We start from the raw sequence: 12,297 nt of genomic DNA, 5'->3' as shown, positions 1-12,297 counted from the left end.
CCGGCCCGCCCTACGGTGACGCCCATGCGCCTGAGAAACGTACTCGCGACCGCCGCCGCGGGACTTGCGGCGGCCACCTGTCTGACCGCCGCCGGCCCGGCGAACGCCCAAGAGAACAACGCCTGTTCACCCTCCGTCTCCATCGAGGGCTACTCCGACACCCTCGACAAGACGACGTACGAGGGCTCATACGTCGGTAACTTCTCCGCGCTCGCGATGGACCGCGACAGCTCGCTCGCGGCCCTCTCCGACCGCTCCTCCCTCTTCGGCCTCGACGGCAGGACGCTCGCGCCGAAGGCCGTCGTCCAGCTCGCCGACGAGAGCGGTGCCGCGCTCGACGCCGAGGGTCTGGTCGTCGACCGGGACGGAACGTACCTCGTCTCCTCCGAGACCGAGCCCTCCGTACGCCGCTACTCGCGCGACGGCCGGATCCTCGACCGGCTCCCCGTGCCGGACGCGCTCCGGGTCGCCCCGGCCGGGCGGGCCGTCGGCAACGGCACCTTCGAGGGGCTGACCATGCTGCCCGGCGGCCGTACGCTCATCGCCTCCATGGAGTACGCGCTCTCCGGTGACAGCGCGGGCATCGTCCGCCTCCAGACCTGGAAGCGTCACCACGGCAGCTTTGCGCTCGGCGCCCAGTACGCCTACCGCGCCGACACCGGTCTCGGTGTCCCCGAGGTCACCGCGACCCCCGACGGCCGTCTGCTCGTCCTGGAGCGCGGCTTCACCGCCGGCGTCGGCAACACCGTCCGCCTGTACCTCGCCGACCCGCGCCGCGCCACGGACACCAGCGGGATCGACAACCTGACGGGACAGGACGGCGTACGACTGATCAAGAAGACGCTGCTGGCCGACATCGCCGACTGCCCCGACCTCGGAGCCACCGCCAAGCAGCCCCAGCCCAACCCGCTCCTGGACAACATCGAGGCCATGACGATCACCGGCCGTACCAAGGGCCGCCTGAACGTCCTCCTGGCCAGCGACGACAACCAGAACGCGGTCCAGACGACGCGGTTCTACTCGCTGCGCGTGCGTACGTGATCGTTGCGGAGGGATGAAATCCGCTTCCGTGGACGTTGGTGCCTTCCGGAAGATCAGAACTGCAGGAGGGCACCGGCGTGGCACCGCAACGGGGATGGGCACGGAGACTGTGGGATTACGCCTGGCGATATCCCAAGGACGTCGTCCTGGCCCTGGGCTCCTCGCTCGCCGGCATGGCCGTCCTGGCCCTGGTCCCCCTGATCACCAAGGTGATCATCGACGATGTGATCGGCGACCGGACCCGGGGCATGGCCCCCTGGGCCGGTGCCCTCATCGGCGCCGCGCTGCTCGTCTACGTCCTCACCTACATCCGCCGCTTCTACGGCGGCCGCCTCGCCCTCGACGTCCAGCACGACCTGCGGACGGAGATGTTCGGGACGATCACCCGGCTCGACGGCCGCCGTCAGGACGAGCTGTCCACCGGTCAGGTCGTCGGCCGGGCCACCAGCGACCTCCAGCTGATCCAGAGCCTGCTCTTCATGCTCCCGATGACCATCGGGAACCTCCTGCTCTTCCTGATCTCCCTCGTGATCATGGCGTGGCTGTCGTTGCCGCTCACGCTGGTCGCCCTGGCCGTGGCCCCCGCTCTCTGGTTCATCGCGAAGCGCTCCCGCTCCAAGCTCCACCCCGCCACCTGGTACGCGCAGGCCCAGGCCGCCGCCGTCGCGGGCGTGGTCGACGGTGCCGTCAGCGGCGTCCGCGTGGTGAAGGGATTCGGGCAGGAGGACCAGGAGACCGGCAAGCTGCGCGAGGTCGGCCGGAAGCTGTACGCCGGGCGGCTGCGCACCATCCGTCTGAACAGCAAGTACACCCCGGCCCTGCAGGCCGTCCCCGCCCTCGGCCAGGTCGCGATGCTCGCGCTCGGCGGCTGGCTGGCCGTGCGCGGCCACATCACGCTCGGCACGTTCGTCGCCTTCTCCACCTACCTCGCCCAGCTCGTCGGCCCGGTCCGCATGCTGGCCATGGTCCTCACCGTCGCCCAGCAGGCCCGCGCCGGCACCGAACGCGTCCTGGAGCTGATCGACACCGAGCCCTCGCTGGCCGACGGCACCAAGGAACTCCCCGCCGACGCCCCCGCGACCGTCGAGTTCGACGACGTCTCCTTCGCCTACGACGACTCCAAGCCGGTCCTCCAGGGGCTCAGCTTCGAGATCCGCCCCGGCGAGACCCTCGCCGTCGTCGGCTCCTCCGGCTCCGGAAAGTCGACCGTCTCCCTCCTTCTCCCGCGCTTCTACGACGTGACGCGCGGCGCCGTCCTCGTCGGCGGGCACGACGTCCGTGAGCTGACCCTCGATTCCCTCCGGTCCGCGATCGGGCTGGTCCCCGAGGACTCGTTCCTGTTCTCCGACACCGTCCGCAACAACATCGCGTACGGCCGCCCGGACGCCACCCAGGAGGAGATCGAGAACGCCGCCCGTGCCGCCCAGGCGGACCGTTTCATCGCCGAGCTCCCCGACGGCTACGACACCACGGTCGGCGAGCACGGCCTGACCCTCTCCGGCGGCCAGCGTCAGCGCATCGCGCTCGCCCGCGCGATCCTCACCGACCCGCGTCTGCTCGTCCTCGACGACGCCACGTCCGCCGTGGACGCCCGTGTCGAGCACGAGATCCACGAGGCGCTGGGGCACGTCATGCAGGGCCGGACCACGCTTCTGATCGCGCACCGGCGTTCCACCCTCAACCTCGCCGACCGCATCGCCGTCCTCGACGCAGGCCGCCTCGCCGACCTCGGCACCCACGAGGAGCTCCAGCGCCGCTCGGCCCTTTACCGCCGCCTGCTCACCGACCCCGACGGACTCGGCGGCGTCTCCCCGGGCCACGCCCAGCCCGCCGTCCCGCCGGAGGACACCTCCGTACGCGACGAACTGGACGCCGAGTTCGACGCGGAGCGCGGGGTCACCCCCCGCCTGTGGACCGGCGACCGCGAGCCGAAGGACACCGCGCTCGCCGGGACCCCCGCCACCCCCGAACTCCTCACCCAGGTCGACGCCCTGCCCCCGGCCACCGACACCCCCGAGGTCGACGAGGCCCGCGCGGTCCGGCCGGAGGAGTCGTACGGGCTGAAGCGGCTGCTGCGAGGCTTCGGACTGCCCCTGCTGGTCAGCCTCGGCCTCGTCGCCGTCGACGCCGGCATGGGACTGCTGCTGCCCGTGCTGATCCGGCACGGCATCGACAGCGGCGTGACCCAGGCCGCCCTCGGCGCCGTGTGGGCGGCCTCGCTGCTGGCTCTGCTCGCGGTGCTCGCGCAGTGGTGCGCGCAGATCGGCGAGACACGGATGACCGGCCGGACCGGCGAACGCGTGCTGTACTCGCTCCGGCTGAAGATCTTCGCCCAGCTCCAGCGGCTCGGACTCGACTACTACGAGCGGGAGCTGACCGGCCGGATCATGACCCGGATGACGACCGATGTCGACGCCCTGTCGACGTTCCTGCAGACGGGCCTGGTCACGGCGTTCGTCTCGGTCGTCACCTTCTTCGGCATCATGGTCGCCCTGCTGGTGATCGACGTACAGCTCGCGCTGGTCGTGTTCGCCACGCTGCCGCCGCTGATCATCGCCACCTACTTCTTCCGCCGCGCGAGCGTGAAGGCGTACGAACTCGCCCGTGAGCGCGTGTCGTCGGTCAACGCCGACCTCCAGGAGACGGTGTCCGGGCTGCGGATCGTGCAGGCCTTCCGGCGTGAGCGGGACGGCGGACGGCGCTTCGCGGAGCGCAGCGACAGCTACCGGCAGGCCCGGATCCGCGGCCAGTGGCTGATCTCCGTGTACTTCCCGTTCGTGCAGTTCCTGTCGTCGGCCGCCGCGGCGGCGGTGCTGATCGCGGGTGCCGGGCGGGTCGAGGCGGCCACGCTGACCGCGGGCGCGCTGGTCGCGTACCTGCTGTACATCGACCTGTTCTTCGCTCCCGTGCAGCAGCTCTCCCAGGTCTTCGACGGCTACCAGCAGGCGTCCGTCTCGCTCGGCCGTATCCAGGAGCTGCTGCAGGAGCCGACGTCCACGAAGCCGGCCGGCGAACCCCGCGACGTCCGCTCACTGCGCGGCGACATCGCCTTCGAGGACGTGCACTTCGCCTACGGGAAAGAGGAGGAGGCTCTCAGCGGCATCGACCTCACCGTCCCCGCCGGGCAGACCGTCGCGTTCGTCGGCGAGACCGGCGCGGGCAAGTCGACCCTCGTCAAGCTGGTGGCGCGGTTCTACGACCCCACCAGCGGCCGGGTCACCGTCGACGGCCAGGACCTGCGTGCCCTCGACCTCACCTCGTACCGGCACCGTCTCGGCGTCGTCCCGCAGGAGGCGTACCTCTTCCCCGGGACCGTCCGCGACGCCATCGCCTACGGCCGCCCGGACGCCACCGACGCCGAGGTGGAGGCGGCGGCCCGCGCGGTGGGCGCACACGAGATGATCGCCACGCTGGAGGGCGGTTACCTCCACGAGGTCGCCGAGCGCGGCCGCAACCTCTCCGCCGGGCAACGGCAGTTGATCGCGCTGGCCCGCGCCGAGCTGGTCGACCCGGACGTGCTGCTCCTCGACGAGGCGACGGCCGCACTCGACCTGGCGACGGAGGCACAGGTCAACCAGGCGACGGACCGGCTGGCAGGACGCCGTACGACCCTCGTGGTGGCGCACCGGCTGACCACCGCCGCCCGGGCCGACCGGGTCGTGGTGATGGACCACGGCCGCGTCGTGGAGGACGGCACACACGAGGAACTGCTGGCGCGCGGCGGACGGTACGCCGAACTGTGGCGGACGTTCGTCGGTGCACCGGAGCCGGAGGAGCCGGTCACCGCGTCCCACTGACGGTCGTGCAACCATCCGACATACGTCGTGCGTCCGTACACCCGTACGCCATGTGTCGCGGTACGGGAGGGACGGGCGAAGTGGACAAGGGAGCGACAGGGATACGGCGGGGGCTCGCGCTCGGCATGGCCGTACTGACCGCGTCCGGACTGCTCGCACTCGCGGCACCGGCCGAGGCACAGGCGGCCGCCTCCTGCACCGGCCGCAAGGTCAGGACCCTCCCGTTCTCCACCGGCACCGTGCACGTCTACAAGCAGGGCCGCTACGTCTGCGCCGTCACGCTGGCCAAGAACCCCGGCCGCGAGCGGACGATGTCGGCCAGCGTGCAGGCGCGCGGCCACCGCCCGGTGATCCGCAAGGACAAACGCACCCGCCGCATCAGCACGCCGCTCGTGTACGTGGGGAACCGGTGCGTGTGGGTCAAGGGCTCGGTGAGCGGGGGCTCGGTGAGTTCGGGCTGGATCCTGTGCTGAACCCCTGGTCAGGCGCGTGTGCCTGAAACCCCCCTGGTGTGAACGGAGTTGCTCCGATAGCTTCCGGCGCACATCTGTTCTCACAGGGAGGGTGCATGCGCAAGGCGCTCAGATGGCTGCTCGCGCTCACCGTGCTCATAGGCACGTTGAGCACGGCGGGGGCGGCCACCGCCGCTCAGCCGGAGGCCACGGATATCAAGGACCGGCTGCTCTCCATACCGGGGATGCGGCTGGTCGAGGAGAAGCCGTACACCGGCTACCGCTTCTTCGTCCTCAACTACACTCAGCCGATCGACCACCGCAGGCCCTCCAAGGGCACGTTCGAGCAGCGGATCACCGTGCTGCACAAGGACGTCTCCCGTCCGACGGTCTTCTACACCGGCGGCTACAACGTCTCCACGAACCCCAGCCGCCGCGAGCCGACGCAGATCGTGGACGGCAACCAGGTCTCCATGGAGTACCGCTTCTTCACCCCGTCCCGGCCCAGCCCGGCCGACTGGACGAAGCTGGACATCTGGCAGGCCGCCAGCGACCAGCACCGCATCTTCAAGGCGCTCAAGCCGATCTACGACAAGAAGTGGATTTCTACCGGCGGTTCGAAGGGCGGCATGACCGCCACGTACTACGAGCGCTTCTACCCGCGCGACATGGACGGCGTCGTCGCCTACGTCGCCCCCAACGACGTCGTGAACAAGGAGGACTCGGCGTACGACGAGTTCTTCGCGGGCGTCGGCACCGAGGAGTGCCGCGACCGGCTGAACGGCGTCCAGCGCGAGGCGCTCGTGCGCCGGGAGCCGATGGAGCAGAAGTACGCGGCGTACGCGGCCGAGAACGGCTACACCTTCAACACCGTCGGCAGCCTCGACAAGGCCTACGAGGCCACGGTGCTCGACTACGTGTGGGGCTTCTGGCAGTACAGCCTGCTGTCCGACTGCGACACGATCCCCGCGGACGCCAAGAACGCCACCGACGAGGAGATCTGGACCTCGATCGACACGATCGCCGGGTTCTCCTTCTACACGGACCAGGGCCTGGAGCCGTACACGCCGTACTACTACCAGGCGGGTACCCAGCTGGGCGCGCCGACGATCGGGTTCCCGCACATCGAGAAGAAGTACATCCGCTACGGCTACCTGCCGCCGCGCTACTTCGTGCCGCGGGACATCGAGATGCGCTTCCAGCCGGGTGTGATGCGGGACGTGGACAGCTGGGTCCGCCACAACGCGCACCAGATGCTCTTCGTCTACGGCGAGAACGACCCGTGGGGTGCCGAGCCGTTCCGCCTCGGCAAGGGCGCGCGTGACTCGTACGTCTTCACCGCCCCCGGCGCCAACCACGGCGCCAACGTGGCCGGCCTCGTCGCCGACGAGAAGGCGCTCGCCACGGCAAAGATCCTGAAGTGGGCGGGTGTCGCGTCCGCCACCGTCCAGTCGGACCCGGCGGCGGCCAAGCCGCTGGCCAAGTACGACGCGAAGCTGGACAAGCGCGGCGCGGAGCGGACCCTGCGTCCGTAACCCCGTGCAACCCCGGTGCTGTGCCCGCCCGTCGACTACAGCGGGCGGGCACAGCCCACCGGGTTCTCGCCGCCCAGTTCGACGTAAAGGGCCGTCGACGCCGGGCAGTCGGCGCGGGTGGTGACGGCCTCGGTCACCTTGTACTCCGGCTGCTGCTTGCCCCTGCCGTTGCACGCGGTCTCCCGGACCTGGCCGCCGCCGGAGTCGTAGACACAGTCGCCGACGATGGTGCGGGGGCCGCCCCCGCCGCCGGGGTCGCCGGGGTGCGGCGGCTGGAGTTTGCGCATACAGGCGTAGCCCTGCGGGATCGCGCCGTCGCCGTCCTCGTCGTGCGAGGGGCGCTGTTCGCTGATGTGCAGCACGAAGTCCGTGGTCGCCGGGCACGGCGGCCCCTCGCTCACCCTGCCGTCGTGCCGCGCCACGACCCGCGCCGCCGCCCGCTCACTGGTGCAGGAGACCTCGGTGAAGCTGCTCGTACCGAAGGAACTGCACTCGTCCACCGCGAGGAACACCGCCCCGAACCCGGAGGGCCGCATCGCCGAGGCCGACGCCGTCCCCCCAGTGCCCGGCGGATCGTCCTCGGCCCCCCCGTTCGCGGACGCCTGACAGCCCATCAGTACGGCCGCCAGCAGGACCGGCAGAGCAGCCCCCACCGCACTTCTCCCACGCATGGTCATTCCCCCCACCCCCGTCCAGCGTGACCCGCCGCGGCGGGCCCACGCCAGACAAGCAGGGTGCTTTGCGCACGTTGGGGGTGGTGCGTCGGGTGTGCGGCGTACCGCGCCCTACGTCCAATTGACGGCTAGTACGTCAGCCCGTGTCCGATGGGATACAGCACCTGCGCCGGATCGTCGGCCCGCTGCACCGGCACCGGCAGCTTCCCGCGCGGCTCCACCCGCCCGGCGATCACCCGGGCGGCCGCCCGCAGCTCCACGTCCGTCCAGGAGTACGCGGCCAGGTAGGCGCGCACACCGGGGAGTCGGGCCACGTCGTACGGATTGCGGACCGCCACCGCGACCACCGGCTTCCCGGTCGCCAGCAGCCGCTCGACCAGCGTCTTCTGCGCGCTGCTCGCCGTGACGTTGTATGTCCCGACCACCACGGCGTCCGCATCCCCGGCCGCCGTCACGGCCTGGTCGATGGCCGTCGCCGACGGATTGATGCCGGTCGACAGGGCGGTTGCCGTAAAGCCCAGCTCGGTCAGGGCGCCCGCGAGCACACCGGTGGGCGGGCCCGTGGTGCCCGACGGCGAGGCCGGGTCGGCGCCGACGACGAGCAGCCGGGGATGCTCGCGCCGGGACAGCGGCAGCAGCCGCCCCTCGTTGACGAGCAGGGTCGTCGTCCGCTCGGCGATCCGGTCGGCCGCCGCCAGATGCGCCTTCGTGCCCACCGTGCGGTCGACCTCGCGCGCGCTGACGTACGGATCGTCGAACAGCCCCAGCTTCGCCTTCAGCCGCAGCACCCGCAGGATCGACTCGTCGAGCCGCTCCTCGGTCAGCTCGCCGTCCTGCACGGCCCCCAGGACCGCGTTCCAGGCGACGTCCAGCTTGGGCGCGTTGAGCAGCAGGTCCACGCCCGCCTTCAGCGCCAGCACCGGCACCCGGTCGTCGCCGTACTTCGTCCGTACGCCCGCCATGTCGAGGGCGTCGGTGACCACGACACCGTCGTAGCCGAGCTGCTCGCGCAGGATGCCGGTGAGGATGGGGCGTGAGAGGGTGGCCGGGTCGCCGGAGTCGTCCAGCGCGGGCACCAGGATGTGCGCGGTCATGATGGAGTCGATGCCGGCCTCGATCGCCGCGCGGAAGGGCGGAGCATCGAGCGTCTCCCACTGTTCCCGGGTGTGCTTGATGGTGGGGAAGCCGTAGTGGCTGTCGACCTCGGTGTCGCCGTGCCCGGGGAAGTGCTTGGCGGTCGCCGCGACCTTCGAGCGCTGGTATCCGGCGACCTCGGCGGCGACGAGACCGGCCACCGCGGCCGGGTCCGCACCGAAGGAGCGCACACCGATGACCGGGTTGGCGGGATTGACGTTCACGTCGGCGACCGGCGTGTAGTCCTGCTGGATGCCCATCGCGCGCAGTTCCTCGCCCGCGATCCGGCCGAGCGTACGGGCGTCGGAGCGGGAGCCGCCGGCGCCCATCGCCATCGCGCCCGGGAACAGAGTGGCCGGCTTGCCCACACGGGCGACGATGCCGTGCTCCTGGTCGGTGGAGACGAGTGCGGGCAGCCCACGCGGCAGTGCGAGGGACGCCCGCTGGATGCCGTTGGAGAGGTCGGCGATCTGGTGCGGGTCGCGGGTGTTGTGCGCCCACACGAAGTAGATGACGCCGCCCAGACGGTACTTGGCGATCAGCTCGGCGGCCGTCCGCACGCCGAACTCCCTGAGGTTGGCGTCGATGTCGGCCTGGTCGGGGGCGGTCGCCGAGTGGCCGTAGACCCGGGAGACGAAGAGCTGGCCGACCTTCTCCTCCAACGTCATACGGGAGATGAGGCGGCGCAGCGGGCGGTCGTCGTCGCGGGCGTGGGCGACGGGGCCGACCGTGAGGGCCGCGGCCGCGCCCGCGGTGGCGGCGAGGACGGTGCGTCTGGAGGGGATCGCGGTGTTTCCCGTGCTTCCCGTGCTGGTGTGGTGCACGTGCGCTCCTTCCGGAGGAGGTCCGCTGAAGGAAACTTCCAAAGTGCCACCAATATCCGGGAAGTTTCTGCCGGTCAAGGGGACGCACAGGGAAGGGGCGAGGGGCCGCCACCGGCGCATGGGAGGGGGGCGCGCCGATGGCGGCGGGGCGCCGGCCGCGGTACGGCGGAGAGGGTGGTCAGCGTTCGCAGCCAGCAGCGAGGCCGACACCGCACCGAGGAGACTCATCCGGCAGCCTGGCCCTTGGACGACGGCGGTACGGGGCGGGTTCCCATTCCGCACGATTTCAGGGAACTTGGGCACTCCGCCGCAGAGACCCTCCGGAGCAGCGGCCGGTCACGCCGAGTCGTTGAGGAGGCGTCCGAGGTGGTCCCGGCCTCCGTCCAGCAGGCCGGGAAGCGGGGCGGCCGCCTCGTACCAGCGCTTCTCGTACTCCCAGCACAGCCAGCCCTCCCAGCCGTGCCGGGAGAGGATCTCGACGCACTCGGCGAGCGGGAGGACGCCCGCGCCGAGGGGGAGCGGGGTGGTGTCGGTGGCGGAGGCGATGTCCTTGACCTGGACGTAGCCCAGGTAGGGGGACAGCGCCGCATAGCTCTCCGAGGGCTGCTCGCCGTCCAGCCAGGTGTGCATCACGTCCCACAGGGCGCCGACCTGGCGGTGGCCGACCTGGCCGAGGACGCGGATCGCGTCGGCGGCGGTGCGGTGCGAGTCGTGGGTCTCGAGGAGGATGCGGACGCCGGCGTCGGCGGCGTACTCGGCGGCCGTGCCCAGACGGCGTGCGGCGGTCGCGTCCGCCCCGGCGGGCTCCTGGTCCGGGCCGCCTCCGGGGAAGACCCGGATGTACGGGGCACCCAGATCGCGGGCCAGGTCGAGGAGGTCGCGGATCTCGGCGAGCACGGGCTCGTCGTCGCCCGGCGCGGCCGCCCGCGCGTACCCGGCGAGGCCCAGGATCTCGACGCCGGCCGCCTTGAACTCGGCGACCGTGTCGGCCCGTGCGGTGAGGTCGAGGCCGGCGTGGACCGGCTCCTCCGGGTGTGCGCGCAGCTCGACGCCGTGGTAGCCGTGGGCGGCCGCGAGCCGGGCCACCTCCGGTACGGGGAGGCCGGGGACGCCGAGGGTGGAGAACGCCAGTTTCATGTACCCAGCTTCATACACACCGGCGTTCCCGTCACTCCGGTGTGGCGCGCAGATCCAGCCGCCAGTCCTGGCCGACCAGGTCCTTGCCGAAGGAACGGTGCGGTTTCTCGGCGGCCAGGACGAAGCCGTGGCGCTGGTAGATGCCCCGGGCGGCGGTCAGGACGTCGTTCGTCCACAGCACCAGGTCGCGGTAGCCGACACCGCGGGCGAAGTCCACGACCGCCGTGACGAGCCGGTCCCCGATGCCGAGGCCGCGCGCGTCCGGCTCGACGAGCAGAAGCCGCAGCCGGGCGGTGCCGGGCGCCTCGTCCCGTACGCACATCACGCACCCCACCGGCCGCCCGGCCAGCTCGGCGATCCACGCCCGCTCCAGGTGCGGATCGTGGTCCTCGGCGAAGTCGGCGACGATCCTCGCCACCAGGCCCTCGTAGTCGGTGTTCCAGCCGAACTCGGCGGCGTACAGCGCGCCGTTGCGCTGCACGATCCAGCCGAGGTCGCCCGGGCCGGGTTCGCGCAGCACGACGTCTTCGGGGGCCTCGGGGGCCTCGGGGCGCGCTGCCCGGCCGCCGCCCAGGATCGTACGGACCGTCCGCATCGCCTCCACGAGCCGCGGCCGGTCCTCCGGCGGCACCGTGGCCAGCAGCGCCCCGACCGTCTCCCGCGCCCGCTCGTCGAGCAGACCGGCCGCCTCCCGGCCGGGCGCGGTGAGGGTGATACGGCGGCGCCGCGGATCCCGCTCCGACGGTCCGCGCTCGATCAGCCCGTCCTTCTCGAACCGGTTCAGGATGCGGCTCAGGTACCCCGCGTCCAGATGGAGTTCGGCGCGCAGATCGGCGGCGTCCGTGCCCGCGGAGTGCGCGAGCTCGTACAGGACGCGGGCCTCGGTGAGGGTGTACGGGGCGTAGAGGTGGCGGCCGTAGTCGAGGGCGCCGATGACGTTGGTGTAGAAGCGGTTGAAGGCGCGGATGTCCTGGACGGTCATGATCGCCGACCCTCCGGATCGTTGACTCAGTCAGAGATACCGTCGGGTCGAGCGTAGGACTCCCGAGCCCCTCGCGGCTACCCCTCGGCGGCCGGCCGGTAGACGCACACGTTCACGCCCGTCTTCCCGGTGACCGTGGAGACCAGCTCGAACGGCCGCTTCCCGCCGTCCTCCGGGAAGATCGACTTGCCGCCGCCGAGCAGCACCGGCATCACGATCAGCTGGAGCTCGTCCACCAGCCCCTCGCTCAGCAGCGTCCGGACCAGCGTGGGGCTGCCCATCATCGCCAGGTCGCCGCCCTCGGTCGCGCGCAGCTCCCGGATCCGGGCCACGGCCTCGCCGCCGGGGACGAGGGTGGAGTTGTTCCAGGTCAGGTCGGCGTCGGTGAGGGTGCTGGAAACGACGTACTTCTTGAGGGAGTTCATCTGGTCGGCGAACGGGTCGTCGCCCGCCCGCTCGGGCCACGCCGCGGCCATCGTCTGCCATGTACGCCGCCCGAACAGCAGCGCCTCGGCCCTGCTCAGCCCCCCGTCGAAGAACGGGCCGAGCACCTCCGGGTCGAAGTACGGATGCGACCAACCGCCGTGGGCGAAGCCCCCGTCGGTGTCCTCCTCGGACCCGCCGGGCGCCTGCACGACTCCGTCGATGCTGATGAACTCGGTGACCACGATGCGCATGGGGCTCACTCCTTGAGTTGTCCGGGCCGGTTGCGGCAATGACA

General features: G+C 71.4%; 9 protein-coding genes. 4 read left to right on the top strand and 5 right to left on the bottom strand.

Annotated features, from left to right (window positions below; all coding sequences use genetic code 11):
• Nucleotides 1-24: 24 nt before the first annotated feature.
• From ACFV7R_RS07925 to ACFV7R_RS07910, 4 genes are all read left to right on the top strand, one after another.
• The gene (locus ACFV7R_RS07925) at nucleotides 25-1,041 is read left to right on the top strand and encodes an esterase-like activity of phytase family protein (RefSeq protein WP_385261167.1); all 1,017 of its coding nucleotides are present in this window, start codon (nucleotides 25-27) and stop codon (nucleotides 1,039-1,041) included.
• A gap of 77 nt (nucleotides 1,042-1,118) precedes the next feature.
• Entirely contained in the window at nucleotides 1,119-4,838 is a 3,720-nt protein-coding gene (locus ACFV7R_RS07920) for an ABC transporter ATP-binding protein (RefSeq protein WP_385261166.1), read from the top strand.
• A gap of 80 nt (nucleotides 4,839-4,918) precedes the next feature.
• Entirely contained in the window at nucleotides 4,919-5,311 is a 393-nt protein-coding gene (locus tag ACFV7R_RS07915) for a hypothetical protein (RefSeq protein ID WP_385261163.1), read from the top strand.
• Nucleotides 5,312-5,406: 95 nt separating this feature from the next.
• Complete coding sequence (locus ACFV7R_RS07910; protein WP_385261160.1) at nucleotides 5,407-6,825, top strand: S28 family serine protease; 1,419 nt, start codon at nucleotides 5,407-5,409, stop codon at nucleotides 6,823-6,825.
• 35 nt (nucleotides 6,826-6,860) lie between these two features.
• Here ACFV7R_RS07910 and ACFV7R_RS07905 read toward each other — a convergent pair whose 3' ends face one another.
• The 5 genes from ACFV7R_RS07905 to ACFV7R_RS07885 form a co-directional block, all read right to left on the bottom strand.
• The gene (locus ACFV7R_RS07905; RefSeq protein WP_385261157.1) at nucleotides 6,861-7,496 is read right to left on the bottom strand and encodes a hypothetical protein; all 636 of its coding nucleotides are present in this window, start codon (nucleotides 7,494-7,496) and stop codon (nucleotides 6,861-6,863) included.
• A 131-nt stretch (nucleotides 7,497-7,627) separates the two neighbouring features.
• Nucleotides 7,628-9,457, bottom strand: coding sequence for a glycoside hydrolase family 3 protein (locus ACFV7R_RS07900; protein ID WP_385261154.1), 1,830 nt, complete (start codon nucleotides 9,455-9,457; stop codon nucleotides 7,628-7,630).
• Between the two features lie 336 nt (nucleotides 9,458-9,793).
• Nucleotides 9,794-10,594, bottom strand: coding sequence for a sugar phosphate isomerase/epimerase family protein (locus ACFV7R_RS07895; RefSeq protein ID WP_385261151.1), 801 nt, complete (start codon nucleotides 10,592-10,594; stop codon nucleotides 9,794-9,796).
• 31 nt (nucleotides 10,595-10,625) lie between these two features.
• Complete coding sequence (locus ACFV7R_RS07890; RefSeq protein WP_385261148.1) at nucleotides 10,626-11,576, bottom strand: GNAT family N-acetyltransferase; 951 nt, start codon at nucleotides 11,574-11,576, stop codon at nucleotides 10,626-10,628.
• A gap of 77 nt (nucleotides 11,577-11,653) precedes the next feature.
• Nucleotides 11,654-12,253 carry a dihydrofolate reductase family protein gene (locus ACFV7R_RS07885; protein ID WP_385261146.1) on the bottom strand — a complete coding sequence of 200 codons (600 nt, stop codon included), beginning with the start codon at nucleotides 12,251-12,253 and terminating at the stop codon, nucleotides 11,654-11,656.
• Between the last annotated feature and the right edge of the window lie 44 nt (nucleotides 12,254-12,297).

The sequence above is a fragment of the Streptomyces sp. NPDC059866 genome (assembly GCF_042731325.1).
GTDB lineage: Bacteria > Actinomycetota > Actinomycetes > Streptomycetales > Streptomycetaceae > Streptomyces > Streptomyces flavusporus.
The sequence above is the reverse complement of the archived record's forward strand: the minus strand, read 5'-3'. Positions and strand labels throughout refer to the sequence as shown.

Coding starts and splice junctions, on each gene's coding strand:
- ACFV7R_RS07925 (WP_385261167.1), top strand. CDS start 25: ATGCGCCTGAGAAACGTACTCGCGACCGCCGCCGCGGGACTTGCGGCG.
- ACFV7R_RS07910 (WP_385261160.1), top strand. CDS start 5,407: ATGCGCAAGGCGCTCAGATGGCTGCTCGCGCTCACCGTGCTCATAGGC.
- ACFV7R_RS07905 (WP_385261157.1), bottom strand. CDS start 7,496: ATGCGTGGGAGAAGTGCGGTGGGGGCTGCTCTGCCGGTCCTGCTGGCG.
- ACFV7R_RS07895 (WP_385261151.1), bottom strand. CDS start 10,594: ATGAAACTGGCGTTCTCCACCCTCGGCGTCCCCGGCCTCCCCGTACCG.
- ACFV7R_RS07890 (WP_385261148.1), bottom strand. CDS start 11,576: ATGACCGTCCAGGACATCCGCGCCTTCAACCGCTTCTACACCAACGTC.
- ACFV7R_RS07885 (WP_385261146.1), bottom strand. CDS start 12,253: ATGCGCATCGTGGTCACCGAGTTCATCAGCATCGACGGAGTCGTGCAG.